Consider the following 18,997-nt stretch of genomic DNA (forward strand, 5'->3'; position numbering starts at 1 on the left):
ATCATAAGTCCCGCCATGATCGCTATACCAGTGTCGAATATCTCTACATTTCTGGTCGAATCCTCTATCGCCGTATCTTTCTTCATGTAAGAGCCAAATGTTATGAGTATTCCCATGGCAATGGAAAGCGAGTAGAACATCTGCCCCATGGCAGCAACCACTGTCATCCACGAGAAGTTCTTCACATTTGGCACAAGGAAGTATTTTACTCCCTCAAGTGCGCCCGGTCTTGTCACGGAATATACCGCAATTATGACAGACAGAACGATCAGTATAGGCATCATGATCTTGGATACCCTCTCTATTCCGTTCTGCACACCGGCAAATATAATGATAAGTGTAAATGCGCAGAACGCCACGAAACACAGCTCCGTTGACACACCATTTGATATGAAATCGGTGAAATATCCATCCTCAGCCAGCAGCTTTGCATTTCCTCTGAAATACTCCACCAGATATTTGATGACCCAGCCGCCAATAACCGAATAGTACGGCACTATAAGCACAGGTATAACGGCATTTATCCAGCCGCCAAACGACAGCCATTTCTTCTTTCCAAATGATTTGAATGCTCCAACCGGACTCTTTCTCGTCATTCGTCCGATTGCCGTCTCCGCAACTATCATAGTATAACCAAATGTAAGTGCAAGCACGATGTATATTATGAGGAAAATTCCTCCGCCGTACTTTGCCGCAAGGTAAGGGAATCTCCATATATTTCCAAGGCCCACCGATGCACCTGCCGCCGCCAGCACGTACCCCAGCTTGCCCGAAAATGAACTTCGCTTACCATTCTTCATATCTTCCATATACCTTCACCATAGTTTACCTGGAACTAATCCCCGTAATCTTTCCTTCCACATTTATTTGCATATACATGTGATTCTAACATGCCCCGAGAGGAAAAGCCACTATATATTTGAACATCATCCAGACTGCTGGCATCTCGCCCTCAACACTCCATTTATTTTTGCCGCATCGCGATAAAATACTTCCTTTGAGACCGCCTTGGGGTTATCTCCAAAGGCCCTTATCCCCTGTACTACTCCATCAAGATATAAACCATCTTCCTGAAAAATATGTGTCATAGGGAGATCCCCCAGCATATCCATCAGCACAGCTACTTCTGATTCAGCAACCTTCTTTACCCCGATCATAAATTGTCCTTGTTTTCCGGGATGCTTTTCTGCTTTTTTGCACAGAGCAAACGGATACATTTTTATTGGATTTTTCTTTATCCACGCTATTCTCAGTCTCCATTCTACAAATACCCTTTTATCAAACGTGCATACTTATTCTCCGAATCCTCCACAACCTTTATCTTGCCCTGCCTTATGAAATGTTCTATCCTCGCCGCATACCACCAGTCACCGACTCCGATCGTAACCTGTCCCAGAATGTCACCGATCAGCCGGCACTCCTTAACCGGCTTGTCCGTCAGCTTGTTCCAAATGATAAAATCATAGAAATCATCTGACACACTGAGCACTGTTCCATTTACCACAGCCCTGAGCGGTGCATTTTCAAGGACAAGCTCACCCCACATCTCCGCATACATTCTTATCTCATCTGATGTGAGTTTCCTCTCATTTCCGAGGAGCCCAGCAAATTCCTCCGCCGCCACCTCGCTCCAGCTATGATACGACACTATTACGTTTTTCTTTACAACATGTTCTGGCTGCGTGACAACTGACACTTCATTTGGATAGTTCTTCAGGATGCTGCATACATGATAAAATCCACACCTTGAATATGGAGCGTCACTGTACCATATTCTTACCGGCTCACCACCCTCAAGAAATCTTATAAGCCTTACCAGTTCCCCAGCATACACATCACCAAGTTTCTTAAGTTCATTGTCATATTCCTCGTCCTGCTCCCACTGGTTCTTAGCATACATTGAGTAGATAAAATCCTTGCGGTACTGACTGTCAACTACCTCGCCGATGTAGCCCATGTCCAGCATGAAACCAAGGCAGATCACCTCGTCAGAAGAACCCTGTATCCACAGTGGCTGACCATTCTTATATTCCTCATTCTCGCATTTTGCCGCTTTCATGGAACCTGCCGAACTTTCTCCAAATAGTATCTCTACCATAATCTGCTCCTTATCGTTCCCCAATACCACCTATCATCCTGTCAATCTCCTGATATGCCGTTTCTGTCCGTGCTGAATATGTACCATTCGGAGAATCTCCCTGCATAACAAACAAGATCTCTTCATCAGTTTTCGTGTATAGATCAATTCTGTCAGAATACCAGTTATAAACATGATACGGATATTTATTTAATATGCCATCTATCTTTTCAATGTCACCATCATCATACCAGATAATATCCTCTGCGCAAAACTCAAAACAGGATATTGCCGCCTCATATATCAACATTCCCATCATAAATGCAGACAAACTACTTTCTGCCTGGCCGATCTCATTTACAGTGCCATCCTCATCAGTTTCCACAACATACACAGGTGGATCATCCTCAGCCATATCAGCCCTTCTGATAGCGACCTGATATACTCCCTGGTTCTCATTCAAGATATAAAAATATCCTTTTACCTTCCTTGTCCATTTATACCTGCGCTGAAAATCAAGAGTAATCCAGGGATCATTGCTATGATCAAACAGCTCGCTTGTTTTACCACATTTCTTCCATATCTCATATAGCGTATGTGGGATGCTCTCAAATCCCGCTCTCAGCCCTTTTATCTCCTCATCTGTATATCCTACAAATGACTTGATATTGTATATTTTTTGTAATAAGGCATAATCCATTTACATTTCTCCATAATTCTCATCCCGGTTTTAAGTTTCGGTTTATCAACTCTCAATCCACGATGTCATACCCTGCTGCCGCCAGAACTTCCAGTGCTTTTTGAAAATTCTCCTTCTTCACCATAACATAATCCGTATTGTATGTGGATACTGCAAATATCGAAATTCCGTTATCCGCCAGAACAGATGCGATTTTTGCCAGAATCCCGATCAAAGAAAAGTCCAATACGCCCTGAATGCGGAAGGCCATCCAGCCGTCATCACGCTTTATAACATTTGCCGGCACTTCACTCACCGGGCATACAAGAGACTTTTCCTCATCAGTTTTTCCTAGAAAACAATAATCAGAATCGAGATTCGCATATGTGTAATCTTCCACCTGACACAATGAAAATTCTTCATCAATCTTTTTTATCTCCATGACCTCTCCTTAAATCTATTTTGTAAGCACCTTTTTGCAATATCTATGTGCACCATCAATGAGGACAAACTAATTTACGCTTTGTTAATGTATGTGCTCCCATTACATATGACTTCATATCCGGAACAAACCTTGTGTTGCAATCAGGGCATTCAAATGCTCCTGCCTCTCTATCAAGAATACACGCAATCACTATTCCGCCACATACCACTACTAACCCTATTGCGATAAGCAGAACCCTCAGCCAATTCTCCATCTCCAGAATTCCTGACAATAAAAACAATGGAAATGCCGCAACTATCGTAAGTGTCGCGACCATTGCAGACAAAATAATTTTCTTTTTGCTTTCCTGTGCCTCTCTAACTAAATTCACCATATTAACCTCCGCTTTCTTTCGATAATCCTCTTCAGATACTCTTTCGCCAGATAGTAATTCATTCACTGTTATCTCTAATTCATCACATAACGGCAACAGTAATGAAACTTCCGGAAAACCATTTCCCGTCTCCCTTAATTAAAGATATTGTTGGGTAAAAAAGAAAGGTCAGTCGATTTTGCCGATGAAGCGGTAGTAGATTTCTACTTCCTGCTCACGGCTTCCGTCCTCGCCCTTGACAGCTTCGTGGACGGTTATTTTTTCAATTAGAGTGTTCAGAAGTTCGGCGGTCAGCTCCACAGGGTTGACATACTGTTTCATCAGGGCAATCCACTTTTCAGCATCCGCTGCGGTCTGTACGGCGGCTTCCATCGTTTTGTGAAGCTGTCTTATTTTTGTTTCAAGCTCCTTTTGCTCGTTCTGGTACTTCTCGGACAGCATATTGAAGTTATACTCGGTTATGCGTCCGGCAGACCAGTCCTCATACATTTTAGCAAACAGCCCGTCAACCTCGGCTTTACGCTTCTCTGCCTTTTTCAGCTCCGCAGCCTGCTTTTTCTTCGCAGAGTTTCTTTCCCTGTCGCTGGCATTGAGCAGGCGTTTCAGCAGCTTGTCCTCGTCTTTCTGTGCCAGCATAGACCAGTATTGCAGTCTTGCAAGCACATAGGCATACAGTACATCATAGCGGATATAGTGCATGGAACACTGGCGTAATCCCTGCCCGTTCTTGCTGCAATGGTAGTACCCGTATGGGTTCTTATTCTGCTTGTTTTCCCCATAGGCTAAAGACCATCCGCAGTCTGCACATTTTATCAATCCTGCGAAAATCTGTGTCGTACCGTTTCTGCGTTTCCTGCGTCTGCTTGCAATCAGCTCCTGAACTTTTTGGAACACTTCTTCAGAAATGATGGCTTCGTGGGTATTTTCCACACGATACCATTCTTCCTGCGGCTTCCGCACCTTTTTCTTGTTCTTGAATGAAATGTTGCTCTGCTTGTTGTGAATGCTGTGACCGATGTAGGTTTCCTCTTTCAAAATGCTCTTGACCTGTGCTATCGTCCACGCATAGGCTTTTTCTGCGGGCGCACCGGCGTAGATATTGGCGAAAGTCCCGTATCTTTCATAGTTCAGCCAGCCGGGGGTAGGTACTTTTTCCTCCACCAGAATCCGTGTAATGCTGGCGGCTCCACGCCCGTGTACAGCAAGGTCAAAAATCTTCTCTACAATCCAGCGTGTTTCCGGGTCGATCAGAAGATGACCTTTTTTGTCCGGGTCTTTTACATAGCCCAGCGGTGCATAGGCTCCATAGTGTGCGCCATTGGCAAATCTTGTGTGCATGGCAGCCTTGACCTTTTTGCTGGTCTGTCGGGCGTGCATTTCATTCAGGATGTTTAAGAACGGTGCAAGCTCGCTTTCTCCGTTGATGGTGTCCACATTGTCATTGATGGCAATGTAGCGTACTCCCTTGCTGGGGAAATAGATTTCCGTGTACTGACCGGTCAGGATATAGTTTCTTCCCAGACGGGATAAGTCCTTTGTGACAACGCAGTTGATTTTCCCGTCTTCGATGTCATCAATCATCCTTTGGAAACTTGGACGCTCGAAATTTGTCCCACTCCATCCGTCGTCAATGTACTCGTCTACAACGGTCAGCCCATGCTCTGCGGCATACTGTCTAAGCATCATGCGCTGGGTCTGGATACTGCCGCTTTCCCCCTGTAATTCATCGTCACGGCTCAATCTCAAATATAGTGCAGTGTTATAAATCGTTGTATTGTATGGTTGTTTCACGGTTAAAAATCCTCCTTCTAAAAGAAACAACCCACGCTTATACAATACTCGCTGGTACAAGTATATCATAAGCGTGGGCTGATTGACAGTCGTTATTCCGTATTTTTTCAGGAAGCGGCGGCAGCGTGCTGGATCACATCTTCCAGCAGGCTGTCAAGCGGCTTCCCATCCTGTGCGAAATGCTCCGATACCTTGATACGGACTTTCCCCATGACAAAATACTGGGTGCCGTCTTTTTCGGTAAGCAGGGTGCCGCTGTTTTTGTTATTGCTCTCGTTTTTGCTTTTTGCCATAGGCAGTTACCTCCATAAATGAAATATGCCCGACAAGGGAATGTCAGACAGGTGTACAGCCGCAGACTGTCTCCGTGTCAACCAAACCGTGTCAACCGGCAGAAAAGACTTTGAAAACAATCCATAGGCGCTCTATTATTACTTTTTACTTTTTCTTTGATTTCTTGGTTGACATGGTTGACAAAGGAGAGAAATGCCCCAAATATCAGGCTTTTCCCCGTCAACCGGCTGTCAACCAAAGCGTCAACCAAACTGTCAACCGGTGGCTTTTCAGAATGGAAGTTCCATTTGCCGGGCTTCTTCTTCCGTGATTTCCTGAAAACCGTCCCCCTCCGGCGGAGCTTGGTTGACACGCTCCCAGCCTTTTTGAGAACCGTATTTCTTATACCGCTTCGGGCTTTTGTAGGCTACCCAGCCCTGTATGATGCCGCCCGCAATGCCGGTATTCATAATCTCGCAGATTGCCCGTGTCTCCCAGTCTGCCGGGGAATTTAAGTTCCCCAGCGCTTCCTCATAAAGCTGCTTGGAACATACCCTGTCGCCGGTGTAGTCCTCCAAATAGGCGTAGATCATGCCGGCCTGTGTGTCTTCCTGCATAAAGTCCTGCTGGTGGGCGTTCAGGTATCGGTTCATTTCCATGCTGAATGACAGCTTATACTTCCCACTGCGATAAACCGTCATGGCTTCCGCCCACATCTGTTCGATATACGCCCTCGCCGCCGCTTCATCGTCCAGTATGTGAACCTCCGCCCGTTCCGGGTACACCGTCACGGGGAGAAAGCGCCGGTTGCCGGTGCGGTCACGGGGCAAAAAGTCCTGCCGGTTGGTCGTCCCTCCAAATACACATTGCCGCAGCCGGTCTGCCGGATGTGTCTCATACGGCACTTTGTAGGTTTCTTTCTGGCGGCTTAAGAATGACTTGATTTCCTCAATACTCTTGGCGTTGGCTGTGGCAATCATCTCCGACATCTCGATAATCCAATGCCCTTGCAGCTTGCGGTACACATTTTCATCGTCCAGCTTTTTCAAATCGTCTGAAAACCATTCGTCCCTGCCTGCCAGCAGCCGGAAAAAGGTAGATTTCCCGGCTCCCTGACCACCAACCAGACAGAGCATGACCTCAAACTTGCTCCCCGGTCTGAATACCCGCCGGATGGCTCCCATCAGGAACAGTTTCAAGGCTTCATAGGTGTATTCGTCCGTATCGGCTCCCAGAAAGTGATGCAGGGCGTAACGGATGCGCTCTGTGCCGTCCCATTGCAGGCTGTTCAGGTAATCCCTGACTGGATGGTAGCGGTTTTCATTGGCAACAATCTTGATGGCGCTCTGCACCTTTTTCTCGCTGGTAAGCCCGTAATTTTCTTCCAGATACAAAAGCAGGTAGTTCATGTCCATGTCGGTCAGCGTGGTACTGGTGCGCTCCCAGCCCAGCGGCTTCACAATGTCAATCTGCTCCGTCAAAAGGTTCAGGCGCAGCGCCCCGCGAAACAGAGGGTCACGCTGGAACACCGTCAGGCAGTTTCGGATGCTGTTCTTCACGCCGCCTTTCTGCGTCCCCTCTAATGTTTCCCGGATTTCTGCCGGTGTCTGCGCCGGTTCCATTGTGTCCATCGTCCTTTTGACCGCTTCCTGCGTTTCCGGCGGCAAGCTCTGAAATTCGCTGTTCAAGCCGCAACACCTCCTTTCCCTGTGCGGCGATCAATGCCGCTTTTTCTTCTATTTCTCCGTATAACAAAATATCCAAAAGGTATTCTGTGTAGCTTATCCTCTGCAACGCTTCCACAAAAAGAGGATGCCAGATGGCATCCTGCGGCTGTGGGGCGTGTGCTGTTTTCCAATGCTCCAGCAGGCGCAGATAATCGCATAGCACCCGGAAACAATACCGTTCCGTTTCCTGAAATCTCTGCTCCGCTGATTTTTGTCGGGGCTGTGACCTGTTGTGACGCTTCCTATCTGGCGGCGCATTGCCGGATTTCTCATAGGAAACGCCGAAGTCCTCCGCAAGCCTGACCGCAGCTTCCCGTTTCCCCAATCCATGCAGCAAAGCGGCAAAGTCGATCACATCCCCGGAAGCCCCGCAGCCGAAGCAGTAAAAGCGGCTGTCCACTTTCATGCTGGGCGTGCGGTCATTGTGGAATGGACAGCAGACCATGCCGTTTCTCCCCACCCGGATTCCATAGAATGAAGCAGCCTGCCGGGTGGTAACAGACTGTTTCACCGCTTCAAATACATTCAAATGCTCCCTCCATAAAAATACTGGTAGCGGTAAAGCTGCCGGTTATATCATAGCTCCATCTCATGTTTCTTTCTCTGTACTGCCTGTGGCTGCTCCCTCCGGCGCAGTGCGGTATCTACGGCGTTCTGCACCTGCCGTAGCCGTATGACTTCCTCCCGGAGTGGCTTGTGCTGCGGAGACAGTTCGGCATACTCTGTTTTTAACTGTGCGTATTCCTGTTTCCATGCTTTCAGGGCAATGGGTTTTCCGTCCAGTTTTTCTTTCAAAATACGGCGGGCGGCATAAAACAGCCGTAACTCCGCATCGTGGGATGTTTCAAATTTCTCCCTCTGTTTCTTAAACTTGATATTGTTCAATTCCGTATGAACAGGTTTTAGCCGCTGGTAATTCTCGCCCTCCCGTATCAATTCCTGCAATTCCTTTATCTGGGCAGATTTCTTTTTCATGGAGTCGCTTAACGCTTCAAATTCTTCGTTGACAGAGGAAAGACGCTCCTGCAAATCCTCTAATGTGAGCAGCTTGTTTTCCGTCAGATAATTGACGGCTTCGGCAAACTGCTTTAAGTTTCCGGTTCTGGCTTTATTGCTCCATGCCCCTGCGTTGCGCTGGTTGTAATAAGCGATCAACAGGTCGGCAAGGCTCGGTGTCTGCGGTTTGGAAAGTTCTTCTTTTACCTCTGCCATCCAGACAAACAGGGCTTTGATCTTCTTCCTCACATCCTGCATGAGCCGGTTGGTGGCTTTAATCCAGCGGTTCAGTTCCCCTTTCTCGGTGCGGATGCCCTTTGCTTCCATCTGCCGGACATTAGCTCCCTCGTGGACAGTAGGTATCAGGTCAAGCCCCTGCCGCACATAGGAACGGTGGTCGATACGCACATCCAGCCCTTTTTCCTCAAATTTTGTATTAACGGCAGCCGCCCACTGCTCCCGCCAGTGTTCCAGCGTTTCCGGCTCATGCCAGTCTGTTGTATGGACAGCGTTAAACATATAATCGCCGTTTTTATCCCGGATTCGGTTTCCATCTTCATCAAGAAGATATTCCCGACGCTGTTTTTGTCCCCATGTGCCATCCGGGTTCAAAGGCCGCATGGTTGTCATCACATGAAAATGCGGGTTAGGGATGCCGCCGTCCTCTTTCTCCGGGCTGTGAAAAGCAAGGTCGGCAATCATGCCTTTTGTCACAAACTGCTCCTGTACGAACTTCCTCGCCAGCTCCATGTTTTCTTCCAGCGTCAATTCATTCTGCATGGCAATATCAAAGGAATAGGCAAGCTGTGCTTTTGGATGTTTCTCGCAGTTCTCCACAGCATTCCAGAGGGTCGCCCGGTCAAGATATATTTCCGGCGCATGGGGCGGCAGCATGATTTCCGAAGCGATCACGCCGCCCTTTTTGGTGTAGTCGCTGACTTCTCCATAGTAGCTGCTGTAAAGACGCTCCCCGGCTCGATAGGCTGCGCTGGCAATGGCGCTCTGACCGGCGCTGCGCTTGATCTGTGCGATTGAAAAATGATAAAGTGCTATCCTTAGTCACCGCCTTTCTCCTGCCCGGAAATACGGGCGTGGTTCTCTGTGGCAGACCGGATGAAATGCTCCGCCTGCGGCAGATTCAAAATGCTTTCCATGAGGGAATAAAATTCCGCTTCGGATAGCTCCTTTGTCTGTGGTGCAATGCTCTCAATAGCTGCCCCACGGGTAATCAGCCGGTGCGTCCTCTGTTTCCGGGAACCGCTTTCCAGATACGCCTGCCGGTTTTTCAAACGCTGCATTTTCCGTTTTTCCTGTTCCAGCAGGACAGTGGTTTTTTCATATTCCTGCTTCAACTGTTCCAAAGATTTTTCCATGTTCTCACATCCTTTGCTGATAAGATAAAGAAAGACCATCCGCAGACAGTCCGTGTGTCAGTGCTTCTATAAAACCCGATGAAAAGGGAAAAACGCAGAGCGGATTTCTCTTTGCGGCGGGTACACAGGGGATAGCCGCTTTAGCGGCGCAAGGGGGTGTAGCCACCTTGTCGGAGCGAAGCGAACGCAGACCTCGGATTGCTGATTTTATCAGCGGCAGAGGTAAGCTCCGCAGGACGCACGATACATGGTCTTTAGACTATGTATAGAAGTGCGCCCTTAGTTCCTAAGGGATTTTGCCGTTTCCGGCAGTCTTGTCCTTTTTCTTGGAACGCTTGGAAAGATACTTCGGGCAGTCAACCACAACCGCCCGGAAGCTCTGTTTACATTCGTGCTGGCATTTCCGGCACAGTTCGTTGTAAGTGATACGGCTGCGGTCATTTAAGAAGAAAGACCATTCCAACCGCCGCTTGTTACTCATTCTTGCCATAACCGGCTCCTTTCTCCGTTTCTATCTGATGTACGCAGATAGGCTGTTTTGATGTAGCGTCTCGGTATCATTTTTAAGTTTTTTTCCCTCTGTATGCCCCTTTGGAAAGTGCGGCAGTATTGCAAGTCAGGGAATGATACCTCACGCTTATTTGTCGCTTCCCGGTACGGTTTCGGAGCCTTTTGCCATCCATTCAAAGAAAGCAATTTTGCTGACCTTGATAAGTCTGCCCCTGCGGAACGCTGGAAAGCCGGGTGTGTGTACCAGCTCATAGGCGCTCGCTCTTGAAATTCCCATAATCCGCTGAATGTCCGCCACATCCAGAACCAGCGGTAAATCCTCGTAGCTGTTCAATCTCTTTTTATCGTTCATTCTGTTCCTCCCATAAATCAAATAGGTTAAAATGCTTCCTGTTGCCGTTCTCCCCAAAAGCCGTTTTCCTGCCCCATTCCTGCGGTGTTTCCCTGCATTGGTGCGCCGAATGCGTCACTTCTCCTGCCGGTCATATCCCTTTTGGACGGTCATTCACTTGTCAAGGTACTGTGCGGTACGAAATTACCAACCGCAATCATCATAGCGTACTATCCTTGACAAAACAATGATTCTGCGATACCATGAGTGTAACGGATATAACTGAATTATATAATTACCATAAACAAAGGCAGGGGATAGGGATGGAGAATCAGTTTATACGGCATGAGCCATGTTTTGAGAGGATTTTGTTTGTCCTGACGCTGGACAGGAAGAAAATGAAAGAGCGGATTTTGATTGGGGAAGAACAGCAGATCCGCTTCCGTCTGAACGGGAGCCAAAACGCAGAGGTGCTTTGTGATATGACACGCCCACTGGGAACTTTTTTGATAAACTTTGAGCGTGACACGGACAGAGACTGGAACTTATACGGGCTTTCTCCGCTGCGGCAAGCTCTCCACTCCAACCGATGGAAACAGCCGGAGCTGGAGCAGGCGGCAAGCGAATTTCTTTGGGAGAAATATCTTAGCAACGACCCTCTGAAAATGTATGTGGCGTTCCGTATCTGGAACAGCTATCTGCTTGCCAGAGAACCCCGTGACCGTAACGCTGCCTGTGACCGCTTCATGGATAAAATGAGCAGACTGACCGGGGTATTCCAAAACGAAACCATGAGCTTTGACAGGGAGACAGGAAAACCGAAACAATTTCAAGCTGGCAGCCTTTATTTCAAAGGCGCACCGTCAGAAGATACCCGGCTTGACCTCTGGTTCCCGGACAACCGGCGCACAGAAGAATGTGTGTCTGCCTATGCGTCCCTCTACCCGTTGATTACCTATTATCTGAACAGGCTGAATGACTGGGGGCTTTGCTTCCGGCGGTGCAAGGTCTGTGGAAAATATTTTCTGGCAAAGAGCCAGCGGTATGAGCTGTGCAGCGACAAGTGCCGAAAAGCACAGGCGCTTCAAAACAAGCGGGAATTTGACGAGAGGTCAAGAGAAAATAACTATGACCTGCTTTATAAAAATGAATGCCAGAACTGGCGCAACAAAATAAACCGGGTAAAAAATACCGCAGGCTTTCCGGCTGACCGTCTGGAAAAAATACAGGCTTCCTTTTCCGACTTTAAGAAAGAAGCCTTACAGAGAAAAAAGGCTGTAAAAACAGGAACGGCCAGCCCGAAAGAATTTACGGACTGGCTGTATCAGCAGAGTAATGTAATTGTTGAGCTGACCGAGATATGAAAAACTTTCTATCGTCAATTTCGCATTATTGCAATAACAGATTGCTTCTTCCATGAATGGTAATATTATCATCAAACTTTTGGAAGAACTATAAATGTCCGAGGTGCCTTTGATTTCGACAGAAAAACAGGCTGAATTGTTACAAAGCTCGGACATTTCAAAAGAATTTTTTGAAAAATACTAAAGAAGCGGAGCAGCTAAAATCTGCTCCGCTTCGATATGATTGATCTAAGGATGTTTTGCTATTTGATTAAACTCACTCTGTCAACCGCAATCGCTCCACAACTGGAAGGTTAACGTCAGTTTTGTAGACCCATATAGGCACAATAAGGCAGATTAGCAACACCAGTCCAGACACCAGCACCAGCGGGATAAATGGATAGGAGAAAACAGCATAATAGGCCACTTTACTAAAAATCATATATAGCAAGATGAAGATTGCTGTTCCAATGGTGACTGCAAGGGAAAGGGAAACGCCCCAATAATAGAAACCTTCCATAAATAGCATTCGTTTGATTTGTCGCTTTGTCATTCCAATGCTTTCAAGAACAGCTAATTCATAGCGCCGAGTATTTACATTGACAACCATTGTATTGACAAAGTTCATGACACCAACAAGCAGCAGGATCACGGACAACCCTGTTCCTAAAACCTTTGCTGTAATGAGATATTCCTGCATTTCTTCTCGCCGTTCATATCGGGATATAATATCAATGTTAGCTTGTGATGCGGTGATTTGCTTTAATTCTTGCAGTATACTTTCGTCATGTTGACCATCCGTATCAAAGGCCACGCGGAACACTCTATATTGCGGAAAGAGTTCTTTCAAAGCTGTTTGACTAATATACAAATCAGGAGCCGTCCCTCTCTCATTGCCTCCTCCTGCTCGAAACCCTTCATTCAAATAACCGTTCGCTACAATAAAGGAATGCTGTCCGTTCTGCGTCTGGATTGTTATTTCCTGCCCCGGCTGAATAAGGTCTTCTACTGTTTTGGACAGCAGCACAACCTTTCCTTGTTCAAAGGCAGACGTGTCAATAGGCAAGTTTAAGGTTTTATTGATTTCTTCCAAATATGCACTGTCAATTCCAAAAACCCCGCTAAAAAAGTTTTGCTGATAATTTTCTAATTTTGCCGGATCAGAAAAATCAATGCCGTTACTCCGTCTAATGACGCAAGAAACTCGTGAAATACAGCATCGTCATATACAACATCTACTGCTACTTGAGGATAAGGTGCATAGGTCAACCTCAAATTCTCAATGCCGTCAAGCTGACCAATCTCTGAAACCATTTCGCTGGAAATTAAATCTTCTCTTTCGTGGATACTATATGTGAGTGCAAAATCGCTTACTCCCCATTGGCTCACATAATTCTCCGGGCTTAAACCATGTAATAGCCCTGTGACGACAAGGAACAAGGAAAGGCCGAAAAAAAGCGATGCAAAAACAAGGGTTGTACTCTTAGCATTACGAAAGACATTGTTCCATGCCATTCTGGACAACTTCATTTTGCTACAATTTCTGGCGCTGCTCTTTGTGCTGGCTGCTGTATATTGGAGTGCTGCTATTGGTGAAACACTTCCGGCAATTTTGGCGGGCTTCATGCTTGCAATCATAACGGTAATGAACGTAAATATGGCCGCTCCTATGAAAATAAACGGCGAAAAAGATACTTTTGTTCCCACATCAGAATTTGTTGAATACATCATATTCAGGAAGTAAGGAACAATGCCAAAGGAAACAACCGCACCAAGTAACAGACCAATCGGAATACCAATACAAGAGATTCTGATTGCCTGCTTATAGATAATTCTCTTTATCTGCCTTTGAGTCGTTCCAATCGTTTTAAGACGGCCATAGAATTGCACATCTTTTATGACAGAGACATAAAGAATATTATAAATCAGCAGATAGCCGCTAAAGGATATAAAAACTGCTAAAATTATTACAGCTAAAATAATAGTTCCACCATTTGCCTGTTCTAATGGTACAATTTCAAATGTTTGCCCTTCTGCAAAGTCAATCTCACGCCGCAATCTTTCACAGTTTTTGTCAGCATTATCATTGCCTTGAAAACGGATCATTGCCGTAACACTATTATCCAGTGATACATTTAAGCTATCCTTAAAAGCGGATGAAACATAAACATAACCACGATTATTTGTGCGCATTGGAATGTAGTCCGTATAGTAGCCCGACAGCAAAAAGGTGTCCGTGACATAATCATAGCTATCGCCAATTTGGTATGACAACACAATCTCCATCCCTATTTGCGGATCAGAAATGCCCATCTGTTCAAGCACCCATGTAGGTAGCATAATTTCGTTTTTACTTGATGGGTAATTTCCTACAACACCTGATATAGTAGGAAGACGGTGGTGTTCCCACTCGGTATCATCTATCCAAACTATACCTAATCTCGCATTTTGCAGTTGCTCTGTATCAACACTGCCTAAACGCTGCTGTATACCTACATCAAGGACAAGGTTTGATTTTGAAATTTCAACCAACTGATTTTCTGTTACATTTGTGATTCCGACATCAGCGGTAGTTCCCATTAACCGAATTTGTTGCATTTGGTAGGTTTCAAAGTAACTAAAACCAATACTGAATGTCGCAGTTATCATAAATGCAGTTAGCACAAGAGCAATGATTGCAAATAAATTACGCTGCCGTTCACGATGCAAACTGCGCTTTGCCAGCTTCTTTTCAATGTCACTGGTATCATTTTCAAAAGGCCATGTCATAGCTTGCCACCTCCTTATTCCACAATCCTGCCATCCTCAATGCGGACAATCCGATCTGCAAGGCGGGCTATGTCGTCATTGTGGGTAATCATTACAACGGTTTGCCGGAACTCCGCGCTGGTGCGCTTGATAAGTCCCAGCACCTCGGCGCTGGTCTTGCTGTCAAGGTTACCGGTTGGCTCATCGGCCAGCACAATAGCCGGTTTGGTAATCAGAGCGCGGGCAATCGCCACACGCTGCTGCTGTCCGCCGGATAGATTGTTCGGCATATTTTTCAGTTTATCTTCCAGCCCCAGTAGGTGAACAATTTCGTCCAAAAACTTCTGATCCACCGTGTCCCCGTCCAGCTCCACCGGCAGGACGATGTTCTCATACACATTCAGAATAGGAACAAGGTTATAGTTCTGGAAGATAAAGCCGATGTTGCGGCGGCGAAAGATGGTAAGCTGTTCATCGTTCTTCTTTGCCAGTTCTTCGCCCCGGGCGATCACGGTTCCGCTGGTGGGAGTGTCCAGCCCGCCCATCATGTGAAGCAGGGTGGACTTGCCGCTGCCGGATGTTCCCACAACGGCCACAAACTCGCCGTCCTCCACGGAGAAGTTCACACCGTCAAGGGCGCGGGTAATGTTCGGCTCTGTGCCGTAATACTTTTTCAGATCAATCGCCTGTAAAACGCTCATACTCAAAACTCCTTTCAAGGCTTTCTGCCTGTTGATAAGGCTATTGTAAAACCCAAATGTCCGCGAAATGTTACAGCGGCCAAAAAATTTCATTGAAAATCAGGGTGAAATGTTACAACGCTCGGACATTTCAAAAAAATTTACGGCGGCAGCCGGAAATGGCCGTCCGCCGCGTTCTATTTTGTAGGCAGCATAATGGAAAATTCCGAACCCTTGCCCGGCTCCGAAACCACTTTGATATAACCGCCCTGTCGCGTTACGATCTCGCGGGTCAGATACAGGCCAATGCCCACGCCCTGCTGCTCGTGTACTTCTTCCTCACGATAAAAGCGCCGGAAGATAGCAGCCTGATTACTTTCGGAAATGCCCTTGCCGGTATCGGCTACTTTGATCTCCACATACATTTCCCACGGTATCACCGACACCGTAATTTTTCCACCTGCCGGAGTATACTTCACCGCATTGTCCAACAGGTTAAAGAGGGCTTCGGATGTCCACTTGCTGTCATGGGAAAAGGTCAAATTCTCCGGGCAGTCCACAGATACAGCGATTTTCTTTTTTTCCGCTGCATACACGATCCCACTCATGGCCTGCGCCACAGTATCAAAGAGGCGGCCCGGTTTCTTGTTCAACTGGATCACGCCCGTTTCCAGCCGGGAGGTTTTCACAAGGGCCTGAAAGAGAAAGTCCAGCTTATCTGTCTGGCTGCGGATTCCCCGGATAAAGTCGGTGCGCTCCGCCTCGGTCATGGGCTTTTCCAGCAGGGTGTCCGTCGCCATTTTCAGATTGCTTACCGGCGTTTTCACTTGATGGGAAATATCCGATACAAGGGTCTGTAACTCCTGCCGTTCCTCGTCCACCCGGCGGCGGTTCTCCTGCATGATCTGGTAAAGCCTTGCCAGCCGGTGCCCGATTCTGGCAAGCTGGGTTTCGCTGTCCTCTGGCCGCTGGGGCGCTTCATTCCCGGCGATCATGTGGTCTAAGGTCTGGCACAGGTCAGCGGTAAACTGCGACAGCCGCTTTCCAAACGCCTGCGTCAGTACAAAAATCCCCACAAGGGCGCACAGCAGCAGCGTCCCGCCTGTCAGCAGCACCGCAATCTGTTTTGTCACAAGAAACAGGGCTATGGTGATCCCGGACATGGAGAGGACAAGCTCCATTGCCACCCGGCCAAACAGCCGCTTTACCGAGAGGTTTTGAAACTTCATTTTACCTCGCCTCCCGTCCATTGATACCCCATGCCGTAAACGGTCTTGATGTAGGGTGCGCCGCCGTCGGCTTCAATCTTGCTGCGAATACGGCTGATGGAGGTTGTCAGGGTGTGTTCGTCCACAAACCGCTCGTCTATATCCCACAGCTTTTCCAAAAGCTGCCCACGGGTCAGCACTTGCCGGGGATTTTTACGAAACAGGTTCAGCATTTTGTACTCCATCGGGGATAGAGTCAGGGGCTTGCCGTTTAAGGAAGCCGTCTGCTCCGAGAAGTCCAGAAACAACCGCCCGTCGTCGTAAATGTCCTTGGCCGGTTTGTGGTGTTCCAGCATGGCGAACATGGCTTTGATTTTTCGCTGCAAGGCCCCGATCACAAAGGGCTTTGTGATGTAGTCCACCGCGCCCACCTCATAGCCCCGTATCTGGTCGCTCTCCTGATCGTTGGCGGTCAGGAATATTACGATGGTGTCCGGGTGCTGGGGCTTTATCAGCTTGCACAGTTCAAAACCGTTCCCGTCCGGCAGGTTGATGTCCAGCAGCACTAAATCAAATTCCCGCTGGCGGATGGCTTCGGCTGCGGTTCTGGCATTTAGGGCAGAAGTCACGCCGTAGCCGTCTGCGGTCAGGTTATAGTCTAACATCTTATTCAAAAAACTGTCGTCCTCGACAATTAAAATCTGCTCCATATTCTCACTTCCTTTGCTTTTTGCAGATAGTATAACAGGCAAATGTCCGAGAATTGTTACAAGGACAAATATATTTATCATTTTACAGCTTTTTTATGTGTACTGCAATTTTATAAAAGAAAGGACAGCAGTATCATCAAATTGCTGTCCTTGCGGTTTATTATAGCTGGTAGTGTATAAGCGTGGGTTCATCATATTTGGTGTGGTATCTTTAACTATGGGAAACTCCTCGTTCCCATTTTGAAATTGTTTTATCGCTGATTCCAAGTTTTTCAGAAAGCTGTTTTTGAGTATATCCCTTTCTCTTTCTCTCATCAGCGATAAATCGTCCAATTTTAATCTGGTCCATATGTTTTCCTCCTTTCTGGCTCAATTATCTCCCCATTTTATTGCCAATCACACCCACGAGGCGTAGAATATGGTGAATCTATGCGGGTTCTACGCTTCGTAGACTAATCTATTTATCTGTTATCACCTATTTCTTACCAAAGCTACTTATATCTTCTAAATCACTTACCATCTACGACAGCCTGCAAATCATTATATATTCCTCATCATTCTCGTCCACGATCTGGAATCCAACGCTCCACTATCTCCAGCTCATCCCGTGTAACCCGGCATATGAGATTTAACACCTCCACGCCGGCAGCCTTCGCCTCATAGAAAGTCTCTGCGAACTCCCTGTGTATTTCCGCATTTGGCCTGACCTCAGTTATCCCTGTCATCGGAATGACAAATGCCACATAACATTTATATCCCTCGGAGACCGCCTTCATCAGCTCCCGCAAATGCCTGACTCCCCTGTCGGTGGGTGCATCCGGGAAATATCCTATACCACCGATCTCCTGCGTACAGCCCTTGACCTCCATGAGATACTTCGTGCCATCCTTTTCCATATAGAAATCAATCCTGGAATCCCCGTATACATACTCCGGCTTTATAAAGTCATAATCCTTAGTTTTAAGCCATTCCAAAACCACCTTATTCGGCACCTGACTATCCACGTTCACCCAGCCAAGCTTTGGATCCTCCACCGCTATGAGATCGTATTTCGTCTTGCGGTTTGGATTTGCAGACTTCTCAAGGCTGACCGTGTTCCCCGGTATCAGCAGACGGCTAAGCCTCCCTGTGTTCTTTACGTGCACGGTCTCTGTAACTCCGTCTATCTCCACATGGGCTGTGAACCTGTTTGGCCTGTCTACGAACTTGCCTGAGATAACATTTGTATATTTCACCTTTCCTTACATCTCCCATCTATTCCACAACAGAGCGGTTCATCATGTAGAATGAGAACCTTGCCTTGTCTACAAGCTGTCCCTTGTCATCGTAAATATTTGCCTCGTACAGTGACACCTTCTTGCCCTGGCGGATCTCGATTCCCTCACAGATGAGATACTCCGTGTTCATAGCCGGAGCTATATATGTCATGGTTCCATCTATAGTTGAAGAAAACTTTCCGTAGGTACATGCTGCGATCCCGCTCACTATATCCGCAAGTGAGTACAGGCATCCACCATGCACAGAACCATATGGATTCAGGACATCCTCTGTGACCATCATCTTGCCCTTCACATATCCAAGGCTCATATCGACCAACTCTATCTTCAGGTTCTGGACATAGATGTTGTCCTTGTTAAACCTTATCAGCGCCTGTTTCACATCCTCGGACATAGCTTTTTTGTTGTCGTTTATCTCATTCATGCTTAGTTTTACCTTTCAACTCTATTTTCATG

23 protein-coding genes are annotated in these 18,997 nt (G+C 47.0%); 1 reads left to right on the plus strand and 22 read right to left on the minus strand.

Annotation, left to right across the window (positions count from 1 at the left end):
- The 14 genes from CCU_RS01120 to CCU_RS01185 all read right to left on the minus strand — a co-directional run.
- The coding region (locus CCU_RS01120) for a sodium-dependent transporter (protein ID WP_208895887.1) at positions 1 to 809 on the minus strand (809 nt) is incomplete at its 3' end.
- A gap of 117 nt (positions 810 to 926) precedes the next feature.
- Positions 927 to 1,157 (minus strand): hypothetical protein, encoded by a 231-nt coding sequence (locus CCU_RS01125; protein ID WP_156332959.1) that lies wholly within the window; start codon positions 1,155 to 1,157, stop codon positions 927 to 929.
- Between the two features lie 104 nt (positions 1,158 to 1,261).
- Positions 1,262 to 2,098: a DUF3658 domain-containing protein gene (locus CCU_RS01130; RefSeq protein ID WP_243440827.1), complete on the minus strand. Its 837-nt coding sequence runs from the start codon at positions 2,096 to 2,098 to the stop codon at positions 1,262 to 1,264.
- A 10-nt stretch (positions 2,099 to 2,108) separates the two neighbouring features.
- On the minus strand, positions 2,109 to 2,777 hold the full coding sequence (locus CCU_RS01135) for a hypothetical protein (RefSeq protein WP_015533252.1): 669 nt from the start codon (positions 2,775 to 2,777) through the stop codon (positions 2,109 to 2,111).
- Positions 2,778 to 2,829: 52 nt separating this feature from the next.
- On the minus strand, positions 2,830 to 3,198 hold the full coding sequence (locus CCU_RS01140; protein ID WP_015533253.1) for an ACT domain-containing protein: 369 nt from the start codon (positions 3,196 to 3,198) through the stop codon (positions 2,830 to 2,832).
- Between the two features lie 55 nt (positions 3,199 to 3,253).
- The gene (locus tag CCU_RS01145) at positions 3,254 to 3,640 is read right to left on the minus strand and encodes a hypothetical protein (protein ID WP_243440828.1); all 387 of its coding nucleotides are present in this window, start codon (positions 3,638 to 3,640) and stop codon (positions 3,254 to 3,256) included.
- Positions 3,641 to 3,742: 102 nt separating this feature from the next.
- Positions 3,743 to 5,365 carry a recombinase family protein gene (locus CCU_RS01150; RefSeq protein WP_138345044.1) on the minus strand — a complete coding sequence of 541 codons (1,623 nt, stop codon included), beginning with the start codon at positions 5,363 to 5,365 and terminating at the stop codon, positions 3,743 to 3,745.
- Positions 5,366 to 5,472: 107 nt separating this feature from the next.
- The gene (locus CCU_RS01155) at positions 5,473 to 5,658 is read right to left on the minus strand and encodes a hypothetical protein (protein WP_004849804.1); all 186 of its coding nucleotides are present in this window, start codon (positions 5,656 to 5,658) and stop codon (positions 5,473 to 5,475) included.
- 270 nt (positions 5,659 to 5,928) lie between these two features.
- Entirely contained in the window at positions 5,929 to 7,269 is a 1,341-nt protein-coding gene (locus tag CCU_RS01160; protein ID WP_009321442.1) for a virulence-associated E family protein, read from the minus strand.
- Positions 7,154 to 7,894 (minus strand): CHC2 zinc finger domain-containing protein, encoded by a 741-nt coding sequence (locus CCU_RS01165; RefSeq protein WP_014079457.1) that lies wholly within the window; start codon positions 7,892 to 7,894, stop codon positions 7,154 to 7,156. Before CCU_RS01165 ends, CCU_RS01160 begins: the two co-directional genes overlap by 116 nt.
- 47 nt (positions 7,895 to 7,941) lie before the next feature.
- Positions 7,942 to 9,414 (minus strand): MobQ family relaxase, encoded by a 1,473-nt coding sequence (gene mobQ / locus CCU_RS01170; protein WP_173743101.1) that lies wholly within the window; start codon positions 9,412 to 9,414, stop codon positions 7,942 to 7,944.
- Positions 9,415 to 9,416: 2 nt separating this feature from the next.
- The gene (locus CCU_RS01175; RefSeq protein ID WP_008816380.1) at positions 9,417 to 9,734 is read right to left on the minus strand and encodes a DUF3847 domain-containing protein; all 318 of its coding nucleotides are present in this window, start codon (positions 9,732 to 9,734) and stop codon (positions 9,417 to 9,419) included.
- Between the two features lie 286 nt (positions 9,735 to 10,020).
- Entirely contained in the window at positions 10,021 to 10,224 is a 204-nt protein-coding gene (locus CCU_RS01180; protein ID WP_004614949.1) for a hypothetical protein, read from the minus strand.
- A gap of 147 nt (positions 10,225 to 10,371) precedes the next feature.
- The gene (locus CCU_RS01185) at positions 10,372 to 10,596 is read right to left on the minus strand and encodes a helix-turn-helix domain-containing protein (RefSeq protein ID WP_005362423.1); all 225 of its coding nucleotides are present in this window, start codon (positions 10,594 to 10,596) and stop codon (positions 10,372 to 10,374) included.
- A 302-nt stretch (positions 10,597 to 10,898) separates the two neighbouring features.
- Here CCU_RS01185 and CCU_RS01190 point away from each other — a divergent pair, with 302 nt between their 5' ends.
- Positions 10,899 to 11,939, plus strand: a complete 1,041-nt coding sequence (locus CCU_RS01190) for a DUF6076 domain-containing protein (protein ID WP_008816376.1) — start codon at positions 10,899 to 10,901, stop codon at positions 11,937 to 11,939.
- A gap of 256 nt (positions 11,940 to 12,195) precedes the next feature.
- Here the strand turns inward: CCU_RS01190 and CCU_RS13970 are convergent, their stop codons facing one another.
- The 8 genes from CCU_RS13970 to CCU_RS01225 all read right to left on the minus strand — a co-directional run bounded on the left by CCU_RS13970 (position 12,196) and on the right by CCU_RS01225 (position 18,965).
- On the minus strand, positions 12,196 to 13,011 hold the full coding sequence (locus tag CCU_RS13970) for an ABC transporter permease (protein ID WP_243440829.1): 816 nt from the start codon (positions 13,009 to 13,011) through the stop codon (positions 12,196 to 12,198).
- Between the two features lie 53 nt (positions 13,012 to 13,064).
- The gene (locus CCU_RS01195) at positions 13,065 to 14,687 is read right to left on the minus strand and encodes an ABC transporter permease (protein ID WP_015533255.1); all 1,623 of its coding nucleotides are present in this window, start codon (positions 14,685 to 14,687) and stop codon (positions 13,065 to 13,067) included.
- A 14-nt stretch (positions 14,688 to 14,701) separates the two neighbouring features.
- Entirely contained in the window at positions 14,702 to 15,367 is a 666-nt protein-coding gene (locus tag CCU_RS01200; RefSeq protein ID WP_015533256.1) for an ABC transporter ATP-binding protein, read from the minus strand.
- 176 nt (positions 15,368 to 15,543) lie between these two features.
- Entirely contained in the window at positions 15,544 to 16,575 is a 1,032-nt protein-coding gene (locus CCU_RS01205) for a sensor histidine kinase (RefSeq protein ID WP_015533257.1), read from the minus strand.
- A complete protein-coding gene (locus CCU_RS01210; protein ID WP_015533258.1) occupies positions 16,572 to 17,264 on the minus strand; it encodes a response regulator transcription factor in 693 nt (230 codons plus the stop codon). Before CCU_RS01210 ends, CCU_RS01205 begins: the two co-directional genes overlap by 4 nt.
- Before the next feature lie 211 nt (positions 17,265 to 17,475).
- Complete coding sequence (locus CCU_RS01215) at positions 17,476 to 17,613, minus strand: helix-turn-helix domain-containing protein (protein ID WP_015533259.1); 138 nt, start codon at positions 17,611 to 17,613, stop codon at positions 17,476 to 17,478.
- Positions 17,614 to 17,818: 205 nt separating this feature from the next.
- Positions 17,819 to 18,499, minus strand: a complete 681-nt coding sequence (gene sfsA, locus CCU_RS01220; protein WP_208895889.1) for a DNA/RNA nuclease SfsA — start codon at positions 18,497 to 18,499, stop codon at positions 17,819 to 17,821.
- 19 nt (positions 18,500 to 18,518) lie between these two features.
- Positions 18,519 to 18,965, minus strand: coding sequence for a PaaI family thioesterase (locus tag CCU_RS01225; protein WP_015533260.1), 447 nt, complete (start codon positions 18,963 to 18,965; stop codon positions 18,519 to 18,521).
- Positions 18,966 to 18,997 lie beyond the last annotated feature (32 nt).

This window comes from Coprococcus sp. ART55/1 (genome assembly GCF_000210595.1).
Classification (GTDB): Bacteria; Bacillota; Clostridia; order Lachnospirales; family Lachnospiraceae; genus Coprococcus; species Coprococcus aceti.

Excerpts from the sequence above, each read along its gene's own strand:
- CCU_RS01135 (WP_015533252.1), bottom strand. The coding sequence starts at position 2,777 with ATGGATTATGCCTTATTACAAAAAATATACAATATCAAGTCATTTGTA.
- CCU_RS01140 (WP_015533253.1), bottom strand. The coding sequence starts at position 3,198 with ATGGAGATAAAAAAGATTGATGAAGAATTTTCATTGTGTCAGGTGGAA.
- CCU_RS01210 (WP_015533258.1), bottom strand. The coding sequence starts at position 17,264 with ATGGAGCAGATTTTAATTGTCGAGGACGACAGTTTTTTGAATAAGATG.
- CCU_RS01190 (WP_008816376.1), top strand. The coding sequence starts at position 10,899 with ATGGAGAATCAGTTTATACGGCATGAGCCATGTTTTGAGAGGATTTTG.
- CCU_RS01195 (WP_015533255.1), bottom strand. The coding sequence starts at position 14,687 with ATGACATGGCCTTTTGAAAATGATACCAGTGACATTGAAAAGAAGCTG.
- CCU_RS01175 (WP_008816380.1), bottom strand. The coding sequence starts at position 9,734 with ATGGAAAAATCTTTGGAACAGTTGAAGCAGGAATATGAAAAAACCACT.
- CCU_RS01200 (WP_015533256.1), bottom strand. The coding sequence starts at position 15,367 with ATGAGCGTTTTACAGGCGATTGATCTGAAAAAGTATTACGGCACAGAG.
- CCU_RS01225 (WP_015533260.1), bottom strand. The coding sequence starts at position 18,965 with ATGAATGAGATAAACGACAACAAAAAAGCTATGTCCGAGGATGTGAAA.
- CCU_RS01155 (WP_004849804.1), bottom strand. The coding sequence starts at position 5,658 with ATGGCAAAAAGCAAAAACGAGAGCAATAACAAAAACAGCGGCACCCTG.
- CCU_RS01180 (WP_004614949.1), bottom strand. The coding sequence starts at position 10,224 with ATGGCAAGAATGAGTAACAAGCGGCGGTTGGAATGGTCTTTCTTCTTA.
- CCU_RS01130 (WP_243440827.1), bottom strand. The coding sequence starts at position 2,098 with ATGGTAGAGATACTATTTGGAGAAAGTTCGGCAGGTTCCATGAAAGCG.
- CCU_RS01185 (WP_005362423.1), bottom strand. The coding sequence starts at position 10,596 with ATGAACGATAAAAAGAGATTGAACAGCTACGAGGATTTACCGCTGGTT.
- CCU_RS01205 (WP_015533257.1), bottom strand. The coding sequence starts at position 16,575 with ATGAAGTTTCAAAACCTCTCGGTAAAGCGGCTGTTTGGCCGGGTGGCA.
- CCU_RS01160 (WP_009321442.1), bottom strand. The coding sequence starts at position 7,269 with ATGGACACAATGGAACCGGCGCAGACACCGGCAGAAATCCGGGAAACA.
- CCU_RS01125 (WP_156332959.1), bottom strand. The coding sequence starts at position 1,157 with ATGATCGGGGTAAAGAAGGTTGCTGAATCAGAAGTAGCTGTGCTGATG.
- CCU_RS01215 (WP_015533259.1), bottom strand. The coding sequence starts at position 17,613 with ATGGACCAGATTAAAATTGGACGATTTATCGCTGATGAGAGAAAGAGA.